The organism is Dysgonomonas sp. BGC7, assembly GCF_001261735.1.
Classification (GTDB): domain Bacteria; phylum Bacteroidota; class Bacteroidia; order Bacteroidales; family Dysgonomonadaceae; genus Dysgonomonas.
In genome coordinates this window covers 1-22,685 of sequence record NZ_CVRP01000007.1, presented here as the reverse complement: position 1 = coordinate 22,685, position 22,685 = coordinate 1, and the positions used below count along the sequence as shown (strand labels likewise).

At 37.8% G+C, this 22,685-nt stretch carries 19 protein-coding genes and 2 pseudogenes; all 21 read right to left on the bottom strand.

The window, feature by feature from the left end; all coding sequences use genetic code 11:
• Positions 1–27: 27 nt before the first annotated feature.
• Complete coding sequence (locus BGC7_RS05270) at positions 28–1,131, bottom strand: DegT/DnrJ/EryC1/StrS family aminotransferase (protein WP_050700527.1); 1,104 nt, start codon at positions 1,129–1,131, stop codon at positions 28–30.
• Positions 1,132–1,141: 10 nt separating this feature from the next.
• The gene (gene recN / locus BGC7_RS05265) at positions 1,142–2,800 is read right to left on the bottom strand and encodes a DNA repair protein RecN (protein ID WP_050700526.1); all 1,659 of its coding nucleotides are present in this window, start codon (positions 2,798–2,800) and stop codon (positions 1,142–1,144) included.
• A 23-nt stretch (positions 2,801–2,823) separates the two neighbouring features.
• Entirely contained in the window at positions 2,824–4,026 is a 1,203-nt protein-coding gene (locus BGC7_RS05260; RefSeq protein WP_050700525.1) for a metallophosphoesterase, read from the bottom strand.
• Positions 4,023–5,165: a metallophosphoesterase gene (locus tag BGC7_RS05255; protein WP_050700524.1), complete on the bottom strand. Its 1,143-nt coding sequence runs from the start codon at positions 5,163–5,165 to the stop codon at positions 4,023–4,025. Before BGC7_RS05255 ends, BGC7_RS05260 begins: the two co-directional genes overlap by 4 nt.
• Positions 5,166–5,299: 134 nt before the next feature.
• Positions 5,300–5,989, bottom strand: a complete 690-nt coding sequence (locus BGC7_RS05250) for a zinc metallopeptidase (RefSeq protein ID WP_050700523.1) — start codon at positions 5,987–5,989, stop codon at positions 5,300–5,302.
• A gap of 108 nt (positions 5,990–6,097) precedes the next feature.
• The gene (locus BGC7_RS05245; RefSeq protein WP_050700522.1) at positions 6,098–7,363 is read right to left on the bottom strand and encodes an adenylosuccinate synthase; all 1,266 of its coding nucleotides are present in this window, start codon (positions 7,361–7,363) and stop codon (positions 6,098–6,100) included.
• Positions 7,360–7,869 carry a Fur family transcriptional regulator gene (locus tag BGC7_RS05240; protein ID WP_050700521.1) on the bottom strand — a complete coding sequence of 170 codons (510 nt, stop codon included), beginning with the start codon at positions 7,867–7,869 and terminating at the stop codon, positions 7,360–7,362. The genes BGC7_RS05245 and BGC7_RS05240 overlap by 4 nt, the downstream gene beginning before the upstream one ends.
• 143 nt (positions 7,870–8,012) lie before the next feature.
• On the bottom strand, positions 8,013–8,768 hold the full coding sequence (locus tag BGC7_RS05235) for a NigD1/NigD2 family lipoprotein (protein WP_050701045.1): 756 nt from the start codon (positions 8,766–8,768) through the stop codon (positions 8,013–8,015).
• A gap of 133 nt (positions 8,769–8,901) precedes the next feature.
• Positions 8,902–9,351, bottom strand: coding sequence for a nucleoside deaminase (locus BGC7_RS05230; protein WP_050700520.1), 450 nt, complete (start codon positions 9,349–9,351; stop codon positions 8,902–8,904).
• Positions 9,348–9,563, bottom strand: a complete 216-nt coding sequence (locus BGC7_RS05225) for a hypothetical protein (protein ID WP_050700519.1) — start codon at positions 9,561–9,563, stop codon at positions 9,348–9,350. The genes BGC7_RS05230 and BGC7_RS05225 overlap by 4 nt, the downstream gene beginning before the upstream one ends.
• A gap of 65 nt (positions 9,564–9,628) precedes the next feature.
• Positions 9,629–10,714 carry a DNA polymerase IV gene (gene dinB / locus BGC7_RS05220; protein ID WP_050700518.1) on the bottom strand — a complete coding sequence of 362 codons (1,086 nt, stop codon included), beginning with the start codon at positions 10,712–10,714 and terminating at the stop codon, positions 9,629–9,631.
• A gap of 63 nt (positions 10,715–10,777) precedes the next feature.
• Positions 10,778–11,617, bottom strand: a complete 840-nt coding sequence (gene murI, locus BGC7_RS05215; protein WP_050700517.1) for a glutamate racemase — start codon at positions 11,615–11,617, stop codon at positions 10,778–10,780.
• A 62-nt stretch (positions 11,618–11,679) separates the two neighbouring features.
• On the bottom strand, positions 11,680–12,201 hold the full coding sequence (locus BGC7_RS05210) for an OmpH/Skp family outer membrane protein (protein WP_050700516.1): 522 nt from the start codon (positions 12,199–12,201) through the stop codon (positions 11,680–11,682).
• 197 nt (positions 12,202–12,398) lie between these two features.
• On the bottom strand, positions 12,399–15,260 hold the full coding sequence (gene infB / locus BGC7_RS05205) for a translation initiation factor IF-2 (RefSeq protein ID WP_050700515.1): 2,862 nt from the start codon (positions 15,258–15,260) through the stop codon (positions 12,399–12,401).
• Between the two features lie 121 nt (positions 15,261–15,381).
• Positions 15,382–16,644, bottom strand: a complete 1,263-nt coding sequence (nusA, locus tag BGC7_RS05200) for a transcription termination factor NusA (protein WP_050700514.1) — start codon at positions 16,642–16,644, stop codon at positions 15,382–15,384.
• A gap of 5 nt (positions 16,645–16,649) precedes the next feature.
• Positions 16,650–17,120: a ribosome assembly cofactor RimP gene (gene rimP / locus BGC7_RS05195; protein ID WP_050700513.1), complete on the bottom strand. Its 471-nt coding sequence runs from the start codon at positions 17,118–17,120 to the stop codon at positions 16,650–16,652.
• 134 nt (positions 17,121–17,254) lie between these two features.
• The gene (locus BGC7_RS05190; RefSeq protein WP_050700512.1) at positions 17,255–19,501 is read right to left on the bottom strand and encodes a RelA/SpoT family protein; all 2,247 of its coding nucleotides are present in this window, start codon (positions 19,499–19,501) and stop codon (positions 17,255–17,257) included.
• A 97-nt stretch (positions 19,502–19,598) separates the two neighbouring features.
• On the bottom strand, positions 19,599–20,216 hold the full coding sequence (locus BGC7_RS18295) for a LysM peptidoglycan-binding domain-containing protein (protein ID WP_369799080.1): 618 nt from the start codon (positions 20,214–20,216) through the stop codon (positions 19,599–19,601).
• 81 nt (positions 20,217–20,297) lie between these two features.
• Positions 20,298–21,521 (bottom strand): annotated as a pseudogene (locus tag BGC7_RS18290) (transglycosylase SLT domain-containing protein); the annotation flags it as partial.
• A gap of 56 nt (positions 21,522–21,577) precedes the next feature.
• Positions 21,578–22,270 (bottom strand): DUF5683 domain-containing protein, encoded by a 693-nt coding sequence (locus BGC7_RS05180; protein WP_050700510.1) that lies wholly within the window; start codon positions 22,268–22,270, stop codon positions 21,578–21,580.
• 26 nt (positions 22,271–22,296) lie between these two features.
• Positions 22,297–22,685: pseudogene (locus BGC7_RS05175) on the bottom strand (chromosome partitioning protein ParB); the annotation flags it as partial.

The following is a 22,685-nucleotide window of genomic DNA, read 5'->3' as shown; positions in this document are numbered from 1 at the left end:
ATTTTTTTATATATTTTCTCTCTTTTTTTACCATTTATTTAATACTTCAACCACTCTTTTCTGTTCTAAACGAGTAAGAGATGGATATAAAGGAAGGCTCAACACCTCGTTTTGGATACGTTCTGCAACAGGAGCTTTTACTTCCGAGAGCTCTTGGTATGCCTCTTGTTTATGTATTGACAAAGGATAGTGTATTTGAGTACCGATGCCGTTATCGTGTAAATAGCCTTGCAAAGACTCTCTCTCATTTGTCCGAATAACATAAAGATGAAAGACATGACTATTATCAGGAGGAGTATGGAGCAAAATCAGCTTATCATTCACAATATTTTCTGAATAGAAAGAAGCTATTTTAATCCGACAATCATTATCACGATTCAGATACCTCAGCTTTACAGAAAGGACAGCAGCCTGAATTTCATCGAGACGAGAATTAATCCCCTTATAGCGATTCATATACTTTTCTTCCGAACCGTAATTTGCTATGGAGCGTATTACTTGCATTAGTTCGGCATCACTAGAAACAACGGCTCCGGCATCGCCCAATGCACCCAGATTTTTCACCGGATAGAAGCTGAATGCAGCCGCATCAGCCAAACTGCCTACTCTCCTACCCTGATAGACAGCCCCATGAGCCTGAGCAGCATCCTCAATTAGCTTAAGATTATTCTCTTTAGCTATTTTCTGCAACTCCTCCATTGGAGCTACCTGCCCATACAGATGAACCGCAACTATAGCTCTAGTCTTTTCTGTCAATTTCTCTACTACCGATCGGGGGCAAATATTATAAGTATTGATATCACAATCGGCAAAAACAGGGACAAGTCCACTTTGGGAAACAGCTAAGGCTGTAGCAATAAAGCTATTCGCCGGAAGAATGACTTCATCTTTCTCTTTCAAGAAACCAAGTCTGATGTAAGCCATGAATATAAGCCGGAGGGCATCGAGGCCATTGCCCACTCCTACACAATCTTTAGCCTCACAATATGTAGCAAACTCGTTCTCAAAAGCCTCCTTTTCCGTTCCTAAAATATACCAACCGGAATCAAGCACACGCATCACAGCTTCTCTTATATCGGAAGCATAACGTGCATTCTCGCGCTTAAGATCAAGGAAAGGGATCTCGTTCATTGTCTTAAAATTAGAAACCTAACATTACTTTTGCATTTTGAATAGCGGCCTCAGTCACTATTGCGCCACTTAGCATACGGGCTATTTCTTCAAGCCGCTCCGAATTATCCAAACGTTCGAGATGAGTAGTTGTGGCATCCTCATCATCCTGTTTATAGACCTTATAGTGTGCCTTTCCTTTAGCTGCTATCTGAGGTAGATGCGTAATTGCAATTACTTGCATCTTCTGACCAAAATCACTCATCACCTGCCCCATCTTATCTGCAATTTCTCCCGAAACGCCGGTATCAATCTCATCGAAAATGATAGACGGCAAAGCTGTAGCTCCTGCTATCATCGACTTGAGGCACAACATAAGACGAGACACCTCTCCTCCCGATGCAATATTAGCTACAGGCTGCAATGCTGCATTCTTATTGGCAGAGAAAAGAAAGACCAAATCATCTGCACCATAGAGATTAGGTAAGTCTTCGGGAGTAAGCTCACACTTAAACCGAGTATTGGGCATACCTAAATATGCAATCTTGTCGATGAGCTCACTTTCGAATCTGGGAATAATCGAAGCCCTGCTTTTAGTTAAGCTATCTGCCAACTCAAGGACTCTCGTATATTTACGAGCCACTTCTTTTTCCAATGCTTCAACCTGCTGATCAGAAGAATCAATATTTTCCAATTTGCGAGCTATATCTTTATACAAATCCAGCAAATTCGAAACCGAGTCTACATGATGTTTTTTCTCCAAAGAATATATTAAGTCGAGACGTGATTCAATAAATGTCAGCCGTTCGGGATTAAACTCCACATCGTTTGCCAGCCGCTCCATATCCGAAGATAAATCTTTGAGATCAATATATGCGGTTTCTATCCGCTGGGTAATAGTCTCGGCTTTCGTATATACTTTTCCTAAAGCCGAAGACGTATTAAGGCAATCTTTCAATTCGGGCACAATCCCCCGATCATCATCAGACAATAGCGAATGAATTTTATACAATGCAGTTTTAATATCTTCTGCATGATTCAATGTTTCCAGTTCGCTTTCCAAATCGTCTTGCTCTCCTTCCTGCAAAGCTGCTTCGGATAAAGATTCGTACTGAAAACGCAAATAATCTTCCTCCTCTTTACTTTTGCGAACAACATCGCGAAGGGCAACTAAAGCTTGTTCTTCTTGCCTGTATGCAGAAAACGCATTCTGATATTCTTTGAGTAAGTCTTTATTTCCTGCTAAAGCATCTATCACCTGCATTTGAAAACGGGTATCACTCAATAATAAATTCTGATGTTGAGAATGTATATCTATCAATTGACTGCCCAATTCTTTTAAATCGGCCAGAGAAACAGGAGAGTCATTTATAAAAGCCCTCGATTTGCCTGACGATAATATTTCCCTACGCAAGATATAGCTATCAGGATCATATTCTATCCCCTTCTCTTCGCAAAAAGATTTCAGATCGTAGGCAGAAACATCAAACACTCCTTCAATAACACATTTATTTTCACCCTGCTTTATTGCTTTTATATCGGCACGTTGCCCTAATATAAGTGACAATGCCCCCAGTATAATAGATTTTCCCGCACCAGTTTCACCCGTTATAACAGAAAAGCCTTGTCCGAAATCAATTTCAAGACTATCTATAAGAGCATAGTTTTTTATATAAAGCGACTTCAACATAAATAAATATTATTAACAGTCAATTATTTATTAAATTTCACATTAAGAACTACCAGTTCGGAAATAGTACCTATACGAAACTGAGGCCCGGCCAAACCCAGCCCGGAAGAAACATAAACATGTGTATTTTCTTTTTTCTTATATCCAAAAGGTATTTCGTACATAAATCTCATTTTCATATTTTCGGGCACTATACCTGTATTATATATTTTCGAAGATAAGGCCATGATTGTATTATTCGGGAAAAATTGCCCGTTGTGTGTATGCCCATACAACGCTATATCTGCACCTGCATCGACTTCTTCCTGTAGACGATGGGGTTCATGGTTCATAACAATCACAGGATACTGACGATCTACCCCCTTCATTATATCCGGTAAGCTTTTGCGAGTTTTACATTTATCATCTTCTCGCCCAACTAGATAGAACGAATCGGCAATCAATACAGCAGTATCACGCAAAACCGTCATTCCCCCTTTCTGACTAAGCCATAATATTTTCTCATCTTCTACTTCATTATTTATCTCTATATATTCATGATTGCCCGTAGAAGCATAAACACCATAAGGAGCTTTTAGACGGAGAAATTCGGTCTCCATACGCTGTTCGTACAACGATTTGGCATCATAGTCTATTATGTCGCCTACCAACAGTATAAGATCGGGCTTCTGTTCCATTATTTTATCCACATACATGGATATGATACTTTTATCAATGAGATACCCTGCATGAACATCTGTTGCAACCACAATTTTAAGTTCTTTTATATTAGGGGAATGCTTCTCGATAGTCAAATCCATCTTTGTAACCACAGGATGAAAAAAGCAATAATTACCATGTACCATCACTCCGCAAACAATGATCAAAGAAAGGCAAAAATAGAATAGCCTAGGCTTTTTCGCCTTCAAATCTAACGATGCCGGAAATATTTTTCTTTTTTTATCTATGAATTTAAACAGATCGTAGATCAACAATAAGCCTGTCATGTAAATGGCAAAGATCATCCAGGTAGTACCTACCCAAGCCAAATCATGCAAAGCCTCAAAGCCCAGCAATCCGGTTCCCGAAATAAAGAAACCAATAAAATATATAGCCAACTCTATACCGAAAATAGCAGCATAAGGTATCTTTATATATTTTTTATCGGGTAAGCCTTGCCAACCTCGCCAATAGATATAAGCACTAAGAAATATCTGAATTATTATGGCATTAAAGAATACTCTCATCTTTTTCTATCAATATCTATTACAACATATTCCGACTGTGTACCTATCCTAAACTTTCCTCCCCAGATTCCTATGCCCGAACTGACGAATATATCCGTATTTCCTTTCTTGAGAAACCCATGATCTATTTCATATAAGGCTTTAGTGATAGCCGAGATAGGCCACACCTGTCCTTGATGCGTATGTCCCGATATTTGCAAATCTACTCCTTGCTGTTCAGACTCTTCCAAATTATAAGGTTGATGATCGAGAAGGATAATAAATTTAGAATGATCGAGCGAATCGGTAAGTTCCTTCAAAGATTTTCTGCCTTCATTGGAACGATCGTCTCTACCTATCACATATATACAACTATCTACCTCGGCAACAGAATCACGCAATAGCCTCACTCCTGTCTTCTCAATAAAATCGAGACTACCTTTTATTCCGCTTATATATTCATGATTACCTGGACAGGCATAGATTCCCATAGGGGCTTTTATCTTATGGAAACTCTCAGCAAAATTTCCTTTTTCCAACGGACGAACGCTATTGTCGATAATATCGCCGGCAATGAGAACCATATCGGGTTTCTCGGCATTAATAAGCTCTACCCACGTTTCAAACTCCTTCTTACCGATACCATAACCTAAATGCAAATCGCTAATGGCAACTATTCGCAACGGCTTCGTCAATATAGAATCTCCTATAATTTTAGATGTCTCGACAGGAAGTTCTACCCGCACTTTCGATTGATATTTGAGATAGCCGCAAACCATAACCAAAGTGATAAAGCCAACCATAAATCCCAGTCCTACCCAGTTTTCTTTGGTGTATCGTGTAATCGCATCGCCCGGCATAAAGTGCAATAGCTTATTCGCCAACCCAAACAGGTCTTTGGCTGCCATCACTATAAAAAAATAGAGTAGAATGAACAACCATGCCGTACCTATTTTATAAAGACCCGAAGCCAACCATACAGGCATGGAGTCTCCCAGAAAAAAAGAAAGGAAAAAAGAAGATACAGCTATAACAGCAAACGAAACAAGACTTACACGCCCTATTGTATTGGGTGGCATAGCCATCCATATATGATGAAAAACATAAAAGTTTGCAAGAATATATACTACAAATATTATAAGAAATCCTATTATTTTCATTTGTATTTTATCAGTGTGCGTAGATATTACCAGTAATGCAAAGATACAGAATCTTACTTACTATAAGATATTTGTGATAAAAAAAGAGTAGCCTATGAGGGTTACTCTTCTTATTCGATACCTTATACGAAAGGTTAATTTCGCCTTCCGCTAAGGGCAATCATTACGTAATATATCAATGTGGCCAAAGATCCTATTGCGGCAACAACATAGGTGTATGCAGCCCATTTAAGAGCATCTTTTGCCATATCATGATTATTTACATTAGTTATACCCGCAGTATTTAGCCAAACTAAAGCTCTACTACTTGCATTTATTTCTACAGGAAGAGTGATAAAACTAAATACAGTTGTAACAGCAAACAAAGCTATACCAATCCATAATAAAGTTGTAGAATGAGTCATTTGTATCATAAAGATACCTCCGAGAAGCACCCACATCACCCATTTGGAAGCAAGACTAACAACAGGCACCAACGCAGAGCGCATTTTCAGTGGCCCGTATGCGTATGCATGCTGTACAGCGTGTCCGCATTCGTGAGCTGCAACTGCTACGGCAGCAACACTATTGCTGGCATAAACCCCTTCGCTCAGATTAACTGTTTTATTTGCAGGATTATAATGGTCTGTAAGCATACCAGGTGTAGATGTTACTTTCACATCGTATATACCGTTATCGTGAAGCATCTTTTCTGCAACATCGCGTCCGGTCATCCGACTATCCAATGGAACCTTCGAATACTTATTAAATTTACTTTTCAACACCTGAGAGACTATCATACCTCCCACTCCAATAACAATAAGCAGAACCCAACCTATAAACATATTTATTATATTAAATTTATTTTTTTGATCTAATTTCTTATTAATTTAAACACAAAAAATGTGCCAATTGTTTTAATCGGCACATACATGAATCTTATAAAAGCTTAATTATTTCCTAATTATTGTCTGATCTCTATCAGGACCTATAGAAACTATGCTAATAGGTACTCCGAGTTCTCTTTCGAGAAAAGCCAGATATTGATTAAATTCTGTAGGAAATTCATCTTCTTTACGCATTTTTGTCATATCTGTTTGCCAGCCTTTCAAGTCAATATACACAGGTTTAATAGCATCATCTACTTCGAACGGAAAATCTGTCACCTTTTGCCCATCTATTTCATAAGCAACACATGCTCTAATAGTCTCGAATGTATCCAGCACATCACTTTTCATCATTATAAGTTGTGTAACTCCATCCACCATTATAGCATAACGAAGAGCAACCAGATCTATCCACCCACATCGGCGTGGACGCCCTGTAACCGAACCGAACTCGAATCCGAATTCTCTTAGCTTATCTCCGGTTTCATCAAACAGTTCTGTTGGGAATGGGCCACTTCCTACACGGGTACAATATGCTTTGAAAATACCATATACTTCACCAACAGCTTGCGGAGAAATCCCAAGTCCGGTACAAGCTCCTGCCGAAATAGTATTGGATGAGGTAACAAAAGGATAAGATCCGAAATCTATATCAAGCATTGTACCTTGTGCTCCTTCGGCCAATATCTTTTTATTGTTTTTTATTGCATCGTTTATATAATGCTCACTATCTATAAAAGTGAATTCTTTCAGTTTCTTAACTCCTACAAACCACTCTTTCTCAATATCAGCCAAAGCACTTATATCGAACCCGTACTGAGCCAATATCTTCAGATGCTTATTCTTTGCCTGATTGTATTTTTCTTCAAAATTGTGTAAGATATCTCCTACACGCAAGCCATTACGACTTATCTTATCTGTATAAGTAGGGCCTATACCTTTTCCTGTTGTTCCTATTTTAGAATCTCCTTTTGCTGCCTCATAGCATGCATCTAAAAGACGGTGAGTCGGTAAGATTAAGTGGGCTTTTTTAGAAACAAGTAAACGCTTCGTCAGGTCGTGGCCAGAAGCTTCCAAAGCTTCTATCTCGCCCTTAAAAAGTGCAGGATCGAGAACAACCCCGTTTCCTATAATATTTATTTTATTTCCTTGAAAAATACCGGAAGGTACCGAGCGTAACACATACTTCTTTCCTTCAAATTCGAGAGTATGACCGGCATTTGGCCCGCCCTGAAAACGTGCTACAATTTCATATTCGGGAGTAAGTACATCTACTATCTTACCTTTTCCTTCATCACCCCACTGTAGCCCAAGCAATACGTCTAATTTCATTTTTTCTTAATACGTGTATTTTTATTTTCTGTTACTTTATTCTTCTTCTCATCTGCTTTTTTTGCACGCATACACTTATTACATGTGCCGTATATATACATACTGTAATAGCTTATCTTAAAACGTTGCAGTTTCTTTTGCTGTGCAGGAGTAAAAAGATTTCCGTTCTTATGCTCTTTTACTTCTCCACAACCGAGACAAATAAGATGATCGTGATTTTCATTTCCGTATGCACGCTCATATTGCGAGACATTGGCTCCAAATTGATGTTTTACAACCAATCCGCAATCCAACAACAACTCTATTGTATTATAAAGCGTAGCACGGCTAACTCTAAAAGCAGATTCTTTCATAGCATTATATAGAGAATCCATGTCAAAATGACCTTTGGCAGAATAAATATGCTCTAATATGGCATATCTTTCCGGAGTTTTACGGTGTTTATGAGAATTCAAATATTCCGTAAACTCATTTTTCACCTGTTCTTTCAACTTCGAATTGTCCATTTTTGATAAAATCTGTTACGAACAAAAATACATCTTTTTTGACGAATAAACGGCGTATCTGAAAGAAAATGTACGGGTATAGGTAAAAAACAAAAAGAGAACTCTCACGAGCTCTCTTTTTCGAAAGGAAATCAAAAAGAATATTAATAAATATTCAGGTTAGTATCTGTATTTTCAATAAAACCTTCATCAGGTTGAGTAGTCTCAGTACCGAATTTATATTCTATTGTTTTTGTCTTAGTTTCTCCGCCAAAATCTTTCCATGAGATTTCAAAAACGGCCTTTTCTTTACCTTCTGCTTTGTATGGTGCCAGGTTGAATGAAACATACCCTCTTACAGGGTAATTTTCATAATCGCCTCTAATATTATGTCTGAATTCTAGCTTTACAACTTCATCGTTTATACCCAGATCAGATTTTGCCGATACAAGGTTTAACATATGGGAGTCTTTACCTCCTGCATTGTAACCGAAATAGACATTAAGGTAACCTCCACCTTCCCACATCGAATGTACTTTTATAGGATTGTTTCCTATACTGTCTTGCTTCACCTGATCGTCAGAGGCAATATATATTGCACCCTTTGTCAGTACATCATAAAAACCATTGAGTCTGATATAATGATCATATCCTTCTACTTTATCAGACAAAATTGTATAGTTAATTATTGCTCTGTCATACTTAGGTTTAAGATTCAGTCCGGCTGGAGCTGCCACCCATAGTTTCTTGCCGTTATCAAGAGTGAAATCATAAGTACCATTACCTATCTCGTTGACAGTAACAATAGATTCCCAAAAGTCCCCAAGAGAATACCCATCATCATCCGAACATGATGAGACTCCCAACAACAAAACTGATGATAAGATCAGTGCTGAAAATAGTTTCATATACTTTCTCATATCTTTTATTTTTATAAGTTCATTGATTAGTTTACTCACACTAATAAGATGTGATTTTTGCAGTCATGCTGCATGACAAAATTGAAATAAATGTTAAAGTTCACAAGAAGTAAAAGTTTAATAAACAGATCTGTTACTTTCTTTTCTCTTTGAAGAAATCTTTCATCAGAGTAATACACTCCTCCTCCAACACTCCTCCTTTTATTGTCGTCTTCGGATGAAGAATACCCGGACTAAATAGGGAATAACCTCTTTTTTGGTCACGAGCTCCATAAATAATTGTCGATATTTGAGACCAAAGCAGCCCTCCAGCACACATCGGACATGGCTCTAAAGTAACATAGAGTGTACAATCTGTCAGATATTTTCCTCCCAAAATATTGGCAGCAGCTGTAATTGCCTGCATCTCTGCGTGAGCCGTCACGTCGTTCAATGTCTCTGTAAGATTATGAGCTCTCGCAATAATCCGCCCTTTACAAACTATTATGGCTCCTACAGGGACTTCATCTTTCTCATAGGCGATACGGGCTTCATTTAAAGCCTGACGCATATAGTATTCATCGTTAAGTAAATTTGTATTCACCGGCGCATTTCATTTTCACCAAAAAGAGTAGGATAATCCTGTTCGAGATTTTTCAATACGTGGGCAATTATAGTCTCTCTGCACCAACGTGATCGGTTCTCTATTTTATATTTTTTCATATAAGATACAATAAGAGCATACTCTTCTTCATTCAGAGAAAAAAGTAAATGTTTGTTGCGATTAGTATGTATCCCTTTCTTTTTTAGTTTCATCTCTGCAAAAGTAACTACTTATCTGTATATGCAAAAGTATTTAATAGAGAATATTTACATCGAAACTATTCTACCTCATCTTTATCTTTGAAATTGATACGCAACTGAACAGCATTACTCCAATTTATTTCATCTTCATTGTTTTTTAGACCTAAGCCTATCAGTCTGACTTTAGGTGTCAGGTCTACAGTTTTCAACAGATCGAAACCAGTTTTGTAAAACATTTCATAATCTGAAACAGGCATAGAAAACGTTTTGCTACGGGTAATAATCTTAAAATCCGCATACTTAATCTTCAACGTGATAGTACGTCCGCTAAATCTCTTCTTAGCTATGTCTTCGAAAGCATCTTTAGCCACTGTATCTAATTCGACAGCCAATTCGTCAACATTATCAATATCCCGATCGAAGGTGGTCTCTGAACTAATCGATTTACGAATACGCTCCGATTCGACAGGTCTGTCATCAATAGCTCTCGCATTGAGATAGTAGATATGTCCGGCTTTGCCAAAGACACCGATCAATTCTTGTTCCGATCTCTGTTTCAAATCCCATCCGGTATAAATACCTAACTCATGCATACGTCGAGCAGTGACTTTGCCTACTCCAAAGAATTGCTCAACTTTAAGTGTTTCGATAAATTTTTCAGCAGTCTTTGGTTTCACCACAAATAGTCCATTAGGTTTATTTTGATCGGATGCTATTTTTGCCAAAAGCTTATTGAATGAGACGCCTGCAGAAGCAGTCAGACCAGTAGTCTCAAATATCTTTTGCTTTATCTCCTGAGCGATCTGGGTGGCAGAAGATATATTCATAAAATTTTCGGTTACATCAAGAAAAGCTTCATCTAGGGAAAGAGGTTCTACAAGATCGGTATATTCATGAAATATACTCATAATCTGCCTCGACACAGATCTATATACATCGAAACGTGTTGGTACAAAAATTAAGTGAGGGCACTTTCGCAATGCCGTCTTTGAAGCCATCGCTGAACGAACACCATAACGGCGAGCCTCGTAACTAGCAGCGGCAACAACTCCCCGCGGGCCGGCATACCCTACAGCCAAAGGCTTACCTCTATAGTCCGCATTGTCGCGCTGCTCTATAGAAGCGTAGAAAGCATCCATGTCTATGTGAATTATTTTTCTCATAACTTTTCCGTTCGGCTACAAAACACTCACTTAAACCACAAATGCAATCTTCGGTAATGGCTATCAATCGAATGTTATACGCTCTACTTCAATACTTTTATTCAAAAAGATAGTAGCAGCTTCAGAAAATTTTTCGGTAGATTCGGTTGTGAAATAGCGTGTAGTTGAATTTTTCGTACACATATTATCCATTTCGGGATGTCGATAGAAATAATCCTGCAAACTACGTGCAACATATTCTCCTTGCGCAAGAGCTGTGACACCGACAGGCAAGAAAGATTTTATTTTATGCAGCAGCAACGGATAATGTGTACACCCCAATATAAGTGTATCTATCTGTGGATCTTTAGTCAATACATTATTCAAGTTCTTCTTTATAAAATAATCTGCACCTTCATTTTCGTATTCTCTGTTTTCTACTAAAGGTGCCCACATAGGACATGCTTCACTTGTAATTTCAATATCTGGAAATAATTTATGTATCTCTATCGGGTAAGATTCTGACTGTATTGTTCCCATAGTACCAAGCACACCAATATGCCGGCTACGAGTTATACTTCCTATTATTTCGGCAGTAGGTCTGATAACACCGAGCACTCTTTTATCGGGATCTATAAGAGGCAGATCTTTTTGCTGTATAGTTCTGAGAGCTTTGGCGGATGCAGTATTACATGCTAAGATAACAAGATTACACCCCATGTCGAACAGAGCTAATACTGCTTGTTTTGTAAATTCATACACAATATCGAAAGAACGTGTTCCATATGGCGCACGGGAATTATCACCCAGATAGCAATAATCATATTCAGGTAATAATTTCTGTATTTCAGAAAGGATCGTCAATCCTCCGTATCCTGAATCAAAAACACCTATAGGCCCAGGTTTTAGCATTATCTTAGTCATTATTTAGATACAAAAAATGCTCTTATTTCAAGAGCATCTTTTTTACATTCTTCCTGTCAGCTTTATTGTACTCCCAATTTCTGCTTTACTTGCGGATTGGCATCATGAGCATCGGGAGTGATAAAAGCAATTGTAGGATTTGCCATATCATATATACAAATATATCCTTGTTCTACTCCAACCAGATAAATAGCATCTTTTACTTTTTGACGTAGTGGTGCTATAAGGTTTTTCTCCTGATTTTGGATGTCATCTTGAGCTACTTTCATAAAACTATTAATCTGACGTTCGAGTTCATAGAGTTCCTGCATACGACGAAGACGTACATTGTCAGCCATAGAGTTTTGATAAGAGATAAAGTCCGAGTATTTTTTATTATAATCATTTTGCATTACCTGCAACTCTTCTTTATATTTCCTATTCAGATCATTGATCAGATTAGCAGCAGTAACTTTTTCCGGAATAGCATCTAAAAGTTCATTCGAATTTACAAAAGCTATTTGCTGCGCAGACTGAGCATAAATATCATTTACAAATAATATTGAAAACACTAAGATTACTGATAAAACTATTTTTTTCTTCATGACAATTGCTATTTTGTAGTATTGCAACTTATCGAATCAGACGAAGAAACCGAGTTAACCTTTAAACCTGTTGATAGTTGTGTGTTTCGGTGGTATGGTTAGTACCACCGGATTTCAAGGCAAGATTGCTTGGCAACAACTATCAATTGGTTTTCTTTAGGTTATATTGTGTACAAAGATATATAATATTTTGAATATTACAATGTTTTCTTTATTTCTATTTCTTCGAAAGGCTCAATTACGTCGCCCACTTTTATATCATTATAGTTATGTATATTCAAACCGCACTCATATCCGGCAGATACTTCTTTTACATCATCCTTAAATCTCTTGAGAGATCCCAGTTCTCCGGAATACACTACAATACCATCTCGTATAATCCTTATCTTATTAGCTCTCTTAAGCTTACCTTCTTTGACCATACATCCGGCAACTGTGCCGACTTTAGTAATTTTAAAGACTTCACGTACTTCAACATATCCAGTCTGTACTTCTTTTATTTCAGGAGACAGCATACCTTCCATAGCTGATTTCACTTCATCTATAGCATCGTATATAATAGAATATAGGCGAATTTCAACTCCATCTTTTTCTGCCGCTCTACGTGCAGCCTGAGACGGGCGTACCTGGAATCCTATGATAATAGCATCTGATGCTGCAGCTAACGTAATATCAGATTCGGAAATTTGCCCTACCGCTTTATGGATTACATTTACTTGAATTTCTTCTGTAGACAATCTTATTAAAGAGTCGGAAAGAGCTTCGACTGAACCATCCACATCTCCTTTGACAATAACATTTAACTGCTGGAAGTTACCGATAGCTATACGGCGGCCGATATCATCAAGCGTAAGAATCTTCTGAGTACGAAGTCCTTGTTCACGCTGCAACTGCTCTCTTTTGGTTGCAATATCACGCGCCTCTTGTTCTGTTTCGAGTACGTGGAATATATCTCCTGCCTGAGGTGCCCCATTAAGTCCTAGAACCAAGGCCGGACTTGCCGGAGGAGCAGCATCTATACTAGCATTACGCTCGTTAAACATCGCTTTTACACGTCCGAAATATGTTCCCGCAAGTACTATATCTCCTTTTTTGAGTGTACCGTTTTCTACCAGTACAGTAGATAGATACCCACGCCCTTTATCAAGAGACGATTCTATAACCGATCCTGTAGCTCGCCTATTAGGATTAGCTTTCAGGTCAAGAAGTTCAGCTTCGAGTAATACTTTTTCAAGTAATTCATCTACTCCTAGCCCTTGTTTTGCCGAAATGTCCTGAGACTGGTATTTACCCCCCCATTCTTCAACCAGATAATTCATACCTGCTAAAGTTTCCTTTATTTTTTCAGGATTCGCAGATGGTTTATCTATTTTATTGATCGCAAACACAATAGGCACACCTGCCGCAGAAGCATGATTGATAGCTTCCACAGTTTGAGGCATGACATTATCGTCTGCTGCAACAATAATTATTGCTATATCTGTAACTTTAGCTCCACGTGCCCTCATCGCAGTAAATGCCTCATGGCCGGGAGTATCGAGAAATGTAATACGTCGTCCCGATTTCAGCTTCACATTATATGCTCCAATATGTTGGGTAATTCCTCCTGCTTCACCAGCAATAACATTCTCCTGACGGATATTGTCTAAAAGGGATGTTTTACCATGGTCAACGTGTCCCATCACTGTTACAATAGGTGCGCGTGGCTCTAATTCTTCAGGACTATCTTCTTCTTCGTTAATGGCTTCAATAACTTCGGCACTCACATACTCTGTTTTAAAGCCAAATTCTTCTGCTACTATATTTATGGTCTCTGCATCAAGCCTTTGATTTATAGAAACCATAATACCGATACTCATACATGTAGATATAACCTGAACTACAGGCACATTCATCATGTTGGCCAAATCATTTGCAGTTACAAATTCCGTGATCTTAAGAACACGGCTTTCCTGTTCCTGCAATTCGAGCTCTTCTTGCTGTCTTTGAGAAACAGCATCACGTTTATCTCTACGGTATTTAGCCCCTTTACCTTTATTTCCTTTGCCTGTTAATCGGGCAAGAGTCTCTTTTATTTGTTTTTGAACATCCTCCTCGTTAACCACATGCTTAACAATAGGTTTACGTAGATTATGACGTGTTCTGTCTCCTCCCGAATGTTGTCCGGGCTGAGGGGTAGCACCTTTTTCGATATCGACTTTGCCCTTCTTGATACGATTTCGTTTTTTCTTTCCGGCATCATCGTTATCTTCGTTGGCTTTACGCTTCTTAGCTTCCTCGTCGGTTTCTTTCTTCAGCAGACGAACAGTATTCTCTTTTACTTTTTTCTGATCTTGCTGTTCTTTCTCAAGACGTTCTTTTTTCTTTTCTGCTTTAGTTTTTTTAGCCGGACGAGTTTTGTCATTTATTGTACTAAGGTCAATAGAACCTTTAACTACTATATTAGACTTAAGCGTAGCTTTATTTAATCGGAAAACACTATTAGTTTCCTTTTGTTCTTCTTTTTGTTCAGTTATAACCTCCGAAGCTTCTTGTTCTGGTTCTTCTTTTTCTTTTATCAACACAGGTTCTTCTTTTTCTACTTTTTCTTCCTCTTGTATCGGAATTACCGGTTCAGGTAGAGGTTCTTCTTTTACGACAGGTTCTATTACAGGTTCTTTTATTTTAGGTTCAGGCAGAGGCTCCTCATGCTTCACTTCAACTTTCTTGGGTCTGTTTATAGCATCAAGATCTATTTTATCGATTATCTGCACATGAGGCTTAACTGATTCCGGAACTTCGGTTTTTATTTCCTCTACACTTACCTCATTCTTTGGCTCTGCGACTTCAGGTTGTACCTCATTTTTGACTTCTTCTTTCTCTCTTTCTTTTCTGTTATTGAAAAAAGATTGAAGATCTGTAGCATTACCAAATTCTCTGATAAGTATTTCTTGTTGCCCACTGTCAATTTTAGTATTAGGATTTGACTCTACATCAAACCCTTTTTTTTGCAAGTATTCAACTAAACTGCTGATACCTACATTCAAATCTTTTGATATTTTTATTAATCTTATAGACATATATGTATTTAAAATTCTAAATGAACAGTGAACCTGAAATAATTAAGCTACCACGGCTTGAGAACGATATAATCTTGCCACTTAAAACACAAAAGTATTAAGAAAACAAACAAAAACCAAATCAAGCGTGATCTTCGTCGTCAAATTCAGCACTTAATATACTCAAAATTTCATCTACTGTATTTTCTTCAAGATCTGCTTCTTGAATAAGCTTTTCACGGTCTGCAGCCAATACATTTTTTGCAGTGACACAACCAATCTTCTTCAACTGATCAATAACCCATCCGTCTATTTCGTCACGGAATTCATCTAAGTAGATATCTTCTTCGTCGAAATCATCAATATCTCGGTACACATCAATAGTATAGCCTGTGAGCATACTCGCAAGTTTGATATTAAATCCTCCTTTACCAATAGCAAGCGAAACTTCTTCGGGACGCAATAACACTTCTGCCCGCTTCTCTTCTTCGTTCAACTTTACAGAAGTAATCTTAGCAGGACTAAGGGCACGCTGTATATACAAATTGGTGTTTGGCGTATAATTAATTATATCAATATTCTCATTTCGCAGTTCACGAACAATGCCATGAATACGAGAACCTTTCATTCCCACACAAGCTCCTACAGGATCGATACGCTCATCGTACGATTCTACAGCAACTTTAGCTCTTTCTCCAGGGATTCGTGCTATATTCTTGATAGTTATCAAACCATCATTAATTTCAGGAACTTCCAACTCAAGCAATCTTTCCAAAAATACAGGAGAAGTTCTGGAAAGAATAATTTTTGGATTATTATTTTTATTCTCTACCCTTTCGACTACTGCACGAACGTGTTCTCCTTTGCGGAAAAAGTCGCTTGGTATTTGTTCTGTTTTAGGAAGCAAAAGCTCTTCTTTCTCGTCATCTAAAAGCAAGATTTCTTTCTTCCAGATTTGATAAACTTCGCCGGAAACAATCTCTCCTACTTTCTCTTTATATCGGTTATACAGGCCTTCTTTTTGAAGTTCAAGAATCTTAGATGTGAGTGTTTGACGAAGATTCAAGATAGCGCGACGTCCGAAGTCTTCAAAAAACACTTCATCAGTTACATCTTCTCCTACTTCGAAATCTTCATCTATCTTTCTTGCTTCGGTAAGAGATATTTGAATATTCGGATCTTCTAGTTCATTGTCCTCTACAATTGTACGGTTGCGCCAGATTTCAAGATCTCCTTTATCCGGATTGATGATAACATCATAATTGTCGTTCGCACCAAATAGTTTCGCTATAACGTTACGAAACGAATCTTCAAGAACACTTATCATTGTCATTCTGTCAATGTTCTTCAGTTCTTTAAACTCAGAGAACGTATCAATCAGACTAATAACTTCCTTTTTAGCCATAATAGTTATTTAAATCTTATTAAATATTTTGTATATTTTACTTCATCGTATGCAAAAGATAAATCCTCTTCCATTGCTGTTTTCTTCTTAGCGCCTTCTGGTTTGACCATTTTTGTTATTGTTATAACAAACTTAACAGCATCTGCAGATTTAAGCACACCTGATAGTTTATTTCCCGATTTAGTCAAGACTTCAACTTCATTACCTATATTTTTCTCATATTGGCGAAGAATCTTGAAAGGAGACGTAACCCCTGCCGAACCAACTTCCAATTCGAAATCCTCAGCATCTCTGTCCAACTCGGATTCGATACTACGACTAAGGGCAATGCAGTCATCGATACTCACACCATTATCACTATCAACCTCTACAACTATTACATTGCCGGGTCTAATAACAACTTCCACAAGAAACATATCTGCAGTTTTGTGCAGAAAACCATTAGCAATATCTTCGATCAGACTTTTCTCTATCATACACATCAGTTCTAAGAACAACAAAGAGGAAGCCACAGCCTCCTCTCTCCCTCTATATTCGATTGCAAAAATAATAAAAATATTTTCCTATTCCAAATTTCGAAAGCAAATATATTGTATTCTTCTCTCTCATTTTAAGATTGTTTTCTATTTACAGCTTTTACTCCTTTTATTTTGGCTATACGGGAGCATAAGGTCTGAAGATCATTCACATCGTGAACATATACAACTATACGACCTTCGAAAACACCATCGTTAGTTTCTATATTCATTTCTTTTATATTCAACGAGCCTGCTGTTATCACTTTTGTTATATCATTAAGCATCCCCATACGATCTATACCTGTAACTATAATAGTAGACATAAACGGAAACTGAGTATAACTACCCCACTCGAGATTAACAATACGGTCTCCTTGACTGGCTTTCAGTTTTAAGCCGACGGGACAATGAATACTGTGCACTTCTACTTCATTATTGTCTGTCAAATAACCAAACACTTTATCTCCCGGTATCGGATTGCAGCAAGATGGCATTCTAAAATTCTTACTAAAAGAATCTTCTTCGAGAATATATGTTTTTTTCGGGTTTATGGGTTCGCTATCCTCCGGTTTACTAACCTTTTCTTTCTCTGGCCTTTTCACTACATGAAAAGCCTGCTTCATATATCTAAGCAAAAGATTATCCTGCCCTTGTTTCTTTAGTGCTAACAGTTTCTCTATCTTTTGCGGCAAAATAATATCATGATTTCCTATAGCAAAGAACAGATCATCTTTTGTTGTTTTCTGATAATAATCTATCATTTTCACCAATACGTCCGGAGTAAATTCAATACCTGCTTCGGCAAATCCATTAGTTATAATTTCCTCTCCGCGCTTCGACGTTTCACGACGTGATCTTCTTAATGCATATTCTATTTTAGTTCGGGCTTTGGCTGTGGTAACAAGTGTAAGCCATTCGGATTTTGGACGTTGTGTTTTTGAGGTTAAGATTTCCACCTGATCTCCACTATTGAGTTTTTCGCTCAAAGGGACAAGCTTGTGATTTACTTTTGCGCCAATACAATGATCTCCAATATCGGAGTGAACATCGTAAGCAAAATCAAGAGCTGTTGCTCCCTGTGCCAGAGTCCGAATTTCTCCTTTAGGGGTAAAAACAAATATTTCCTGCGAAAATAGATTAAGTTTTATGGTATCGAGAAAGTCCATTGCATTAGGACTTGGACTTTCGAGGATTTCTTTAATTGTTTTGAGCCATTTGTCTAGCTCAGTATCCTCTTCTATTTTTCCTTCTTTATACTTCCAATGAGCTGCAAAACCTTTCTCTGCAATATCATCCATTCGGCGACTCCGTATCTGAATCTCTATCCACTGACCATCGGGTCCCATCACTGTAAGGTGTAATGCCTGATACCCATTAGACTTTGGTCGGCTTACCCAATCCCTTATCCTATCGGGACGTAATTTATAAATATCAGTAATAACAGAATAAATGTCCCAACATCGCTTTTTTTCATCTACACCGGGCCCATTCTCAAAAATAATGCGGACTGCAAAAATATCATATATTTCTTCGAAGGGGACTCCTTTGGCCTGCATCTTGTTCCAGATGGAATAAATAGATTTCTCTCTTGCCCTTATTTCGTATTTAAAACCCAATTCATTGAGCTTATCGACTACGGGACGAGCAAAGTGCTCATATACATTAGTTCTGGCACTATGAGATGCCTGTAGCTTTAAAGCTATCTCATTATACACCTCCGGATTCTCCCACTTAAAACTAAGCTCTTCTAATTCTGTTTTTATAGCAAACAGCCCGAGCCGATGTGCTAAAGGGGCATAGATATACATGGTTTCTCCTGCTATCTTATATTGTTTGGCAGGAGCCATAGAACCCAGTGTACGCATATTATGCAGACGATCGGCAATTTTTACCAGAATAACACGTATATCGTCTGACATAGTAAGTAGTAGTTTTCGGAAATTTTCGGCCTGAGCAGAAACATTCTCTCCAAACATTCCACTGGATATTTTTGTCAATCCATCTACTATCTGCGCTATTTTATCACCAAACAAAACACGCAGATCTTCGACAGTATATTCTGTATCTTCAACAACATCGTGCAGAAGAGCAGCACAGATTGAAGTAGATCCCAGTCCTATCTCACCACAAACAATTCTGGCAACTGCTATCGGATGTAGTATATAGGGCTCTCCCGAACGACGGCGAGCACCTTTATGAGCTTCCTTAGCCAACAAGAAAGCCTTAGTAATAATATCAACTTTACGCCGATGATTAGTTTTAAGATAGTCGCTGATAAGATTATTAAATTCTTGTTCTATCAGCAAATCATCATTAATATGTATATCCTCTTTTCCCATAAACAGTGATAAGGTAGCAAAAATAATAAAATCAATTCTAATGGTAGTTAAATTACCTATCAAAATTGATTTTATCTTATTCCTAACATTTTAATCTCTACAAAGTTGAAGTCAATGGTGTTTTACTTCCTGTTTCTTTAACTCCCGTATCGCCCATATTACTTGTACCGGATTCTTGACGATCGGGCAAAAGAATTAATAATCTCTGCCCCACCTTAGCTATATTAGACGACAACTTGTTCCAAGACATAATATCTTTTTTAGAAACATTATAGCGTGACGCTATCTGAGTCATTGTTTCACCTATCTTTACTTTGTGATAGATTATTTTGGTATCGTCCATCCTATTGCGCTCCTGTTGCTCATCCCCATCTGTTGGAGATATACGTACCAATGGTAATGAAGACTCGTCCCGAACAATATTCTTTACATAATTATTTATAACATCGGCAGTGTAGGTAGAATCAATAAGAACTACGGACAACTGAGGCTCAGGCAACTTTACAGCTTCTTGAATTTCCACATATTCTGTTTTCTGTATTTTCAAAGAAGTCCCTGCAATCAGCTTATTAGATTTTATATTGTTCCACGATTTTATATCCGCAATAGAAGCCTTATTCTTTTTAGCTATACCAGCCCATGTATCGCCTCTTCGAACTTTGTAATACGAAACAGTTGTTTTAGGAACGGCAACTGTACGCGTAAGACCCGACACCGAAAGCACAGTAGTATCAGATTGGCTACTAAGAGCACTATTATTATCAGCCAAAACATTGGTCTGCAACTCCTGCTGCTGACGATATATTTTTAGTCTGCGACCAACAGAAAGCTTATTGGAAGAAAGCCCATTCCATTGTTTTATCTGACTCGAAGTTACTCCGTACGTGCCGGCAATACGAGCCAAAGTATCGCCCCTTTTTACACGATAAGTTATTGTTGAAGCACCTAGCGGAGCACCTCCTACAACATCCAGCCCAGCCACTTTTCGATGAGGTAATAATTCGTCTTTCTTGTAACCGTATATTGCATCTTCATTCTTAATAAAATCTGTCAGATTATTGATAGGTAAATTCAATGTATATCCTTTATAATCTCCAGGTATAACATCTTTCTTAAACTGAGGATTGAACTTACGAATATCATCTACTGGAATGTTCAAAACATCAGATATTTGCTGAAAATGAACAGTCTTGTTTACAATCAGTGAATCCATTGTTGCCGGTTTAGGGCAATTCATAGGAGTAATATTATGCTCTTGAAAATAGTTCATTATATATGTAGCGGCGATAAAGATAGGTACATAGCCTCTTGTTTCCTTCGGCAAATAAGGGTAAAGTGCCCAATAGTCAGTCTGCCCTCCGCTTCGGCTTATGGCTTTATCTACACGCCCGGGCCCACAATTATATGCAGCAATTACAAGATTCCAATCATTGTACTTAGCATAAAGGTCTTTTAAATATTTCACTGCTGCCACTGTGGATTTGTGAGGATCGAAACGCTCATCAACAAGACTATTAACCTCAAGATCGTACATCTTTCCGGTAGCCGCCATAAATTGCCATAAACCAGATGCACCTACCCTGGAACGGATAACAGGGTTGAGAGCCGATTCTATGACCGGAAGGTATTTTAACTCCAATGGCAAGCCTTCTTTATCGAGCACCTGCTCGAAAATAGGAAAATAATACTTCCCCTCACCCAACATATAACTTACCTGATTTTTTCGCTTTCCGGCATATAACTCGATCTGAGCCTTTACCGCAGGGTTGAAGACAAGCTCCATTTCTGTAGGCAAAGAATGCAATCGCTTAATATATACCGAGTCGTCAAACAATACTGTTTGATCAGAAAATCCATTATCTGTCGTAACTATACCTTTTTTAGATAATAGTAAATCATAATTACGCTTAAACTCGGATGGTGTATCCGTACTATCATCATTCACAACTCCTGTATATTGAGCTGAAGCTAAAACTGTGAAACCAAATAATAGCCCTGTAAATATTATTCTTTTAAACATTAGGTGTTTTTTTACGGTATGTACGGCAACCGCATTACAACAATATACCGTTTTACTTAAAAATTTATACTACACTGAAGCCCGAAGCTTGTTTTAGAGTATGAGGTGGGACCCAATATAATAGGAACAACTCTCATCGAAAGATCCGTAGACATATCAAAATCGTACAATTGAGCATCAACATATGCATCAATCATACATAAAGCATATACTCCCACTGCCACAATAATGGCCAAATCTCTATTGCGACGATAAAAATCCTTCCTGCGTTTCAGTAAAGATGCATAATAATCTTTTCTTGCATATACATCAGTATCTACTCCCAAAAAATCCTTATAACTGTCGCCGGGACCTACCATCAAATCCCTATATGCTTTATTGTAATCGTTATAAACGCGTCCATTCCATGTAATGGCATAGGTAAGCCCAATAGCGCCACCATATATAATAGGCAATTTCCAGTACTTACGATTATACAACTGCCCTAAGCCCGGAAAAATAGCCGAATATATGACTGCTTTTTTTGAATCTGGTTTAAATTCAGGTTTGTTAAAAATAACAGAATCCTGTAAAACTATTTTTTTTTCGGCAATAAACGGGGCTACAGTATCCGAATTTGTTTTAACCTCCCTTTGTCGTTTCTGAGGTATTGAATCTTGAGAAACACGACCAGATGTACCTTGTGCACTCAAGAAAGACAAAAACCCTCCCAAAACAAGACACAAACCAATCACTGACTCTCTTCTCATATATTTAATACGAAAAATAATCTTTTTTATTTTTTTAGTTGATCGAATATCGAAATTATCCTTTCCAATTCTTCTTCCGACTTGAATGGAATACTTATTTTACCTTTACCATTCTCATTACATGTCAGTTGAACCTTTGCAGCAAAGAATTTTGACAAATGAGTTTTTAGCATTTCGAACTCTTCCGGAGTAGCTTTCTTTACACCGGATTTCTTCACTACTTCTACAGCTTTCTCTTCTTTAAGCAGCTCTTCTAACTTTTCACCTTTAGTGATTGCTCGCACATATTCTTCCACCTTGCGAACAGAAAGACCTTCTTCGAGTATAAGTTCGTAAACCTCAAGCTGTGCTGCAACATCTTCGAGAGGAATAAGGGTACGTGCATGAGCCATATCTATTTTTTTGTCGCTTATAC

Bases quoted from the DNA above. Each gene is read 5' to 3' on its own strand.
- BGC7_RS05270 (WP_050700527.1), bottom strand. From the start codon at position 1,131: ATGAACGAGATCCCTTTCCTTGATCTTAAGCGCGAGAATGCACGTTAT.
- recN (WP_050700526.1), bottom strand. From the start codon at position 2,800: ATGTTGAAGTCGCTTTATATAAAAAACTATGCTCTTATAGATAGTCTT.
- BGC7_RS05260 (WP_050700525.1), bottom strand. From the start codon at position 4,026: ATGAGAGTATTCTTTAATGCCATAATAATTCAGATATTTCTTAGTGCT.
- BGC7_RS05255 (WP_050700524.1), bottom strand. From the start codon at position 5,165: ATGAAAATAATAGGATTTCTTATAATATTTGTAGTATATATTCTTGCA.
- BGC7_RS05250 (WP_050700523.1), bottom strand. From the start codon at position 5,989: ATGTTTATAGGTTGGGTTCTGCTTATTGTTATTGGAGTGGGAGGTATG.
- BGC7_RS05245 (WP_050700522.1), bottom strand. From the start codon at position 7,363: ATGAAATTAGACGTATTGCTTGGGCTACAGTGGGGTGATGAAGGAAAA.
- BGC7_RS05240 (WP_050700521.1), bottom strand. From the start codon at position 7,869: ATGGACAATTCGAAGTTGAAAGAACAGGTGAAAAATGAGTTTACGGAA.
- BGC7_RS05235 (WP_050701045.1), bottom strand. From the start codon at position 8,768: ATGAGAAAGTATATGAAACTATTTTCAGCACTGATCTTATCATCAGTT.
- BGC7_RS05225 (WP_050700519.1), bottom strand. From the start codon at position 9,563: ATGAAACTAAAAAAGAAAGGGATACATACTAATCGCAACAAACATTTA.
- dinB (WP_050700518.1), bottom strand. From the start codon at position 10,714: ATGAGAAAAATAATTCACATAGACATGGATGCTTTCTACGCTTCTATA.
- murI (WP_050700517.1), bottom strand. From the start codon at position 11,617: ATGACTAAGATAATGCTAAAACCTGGGCCTATAGGTGTTTTTGATTCA.
- BGC7_RS05210 (WP_050700516.1), bottom strand. From the start codon at position 12,201: ATGAAGAAAAAAATAGTTTTATCAGTAATCTTAGTGTTTTCAATATTA.
- infB (WP_050700515.1), bottom strand. From the start codon at position 15,260: ATGTCTATAAGATTAATAAAAATATCAAAAGATTTGAATGTAGGTATC.
- nusA (WP_050700514.1), bottom strand. From the start codon at position 16,644: ATGGCTAAAAAGGAAGTTATTAGTCTGATTGATACGTTCTCTGAGTTT.
- rimP (WP_050700513.1), bottom strand. From the start codon at position 17,120: ATGATAGAGAAAAGTCTGATCGAAGATATTGCTAATGGTTTTCTGCAC.
- BGC7_RS05190 (WP_050700512.1), bottom strand. From the start codon at position 19,501: ATGGGAAAAGAGGATATACATATTAATGATGATTTGCTGATAGAACAA.
- BGC7_RS05180 (WP_050700510.1), bottom strand. From the start codon at position 22,270: ATGAGAAGAGAGTCAGTGATTGGTTTGTGTCTTGTTTTGGGAGGGTTT.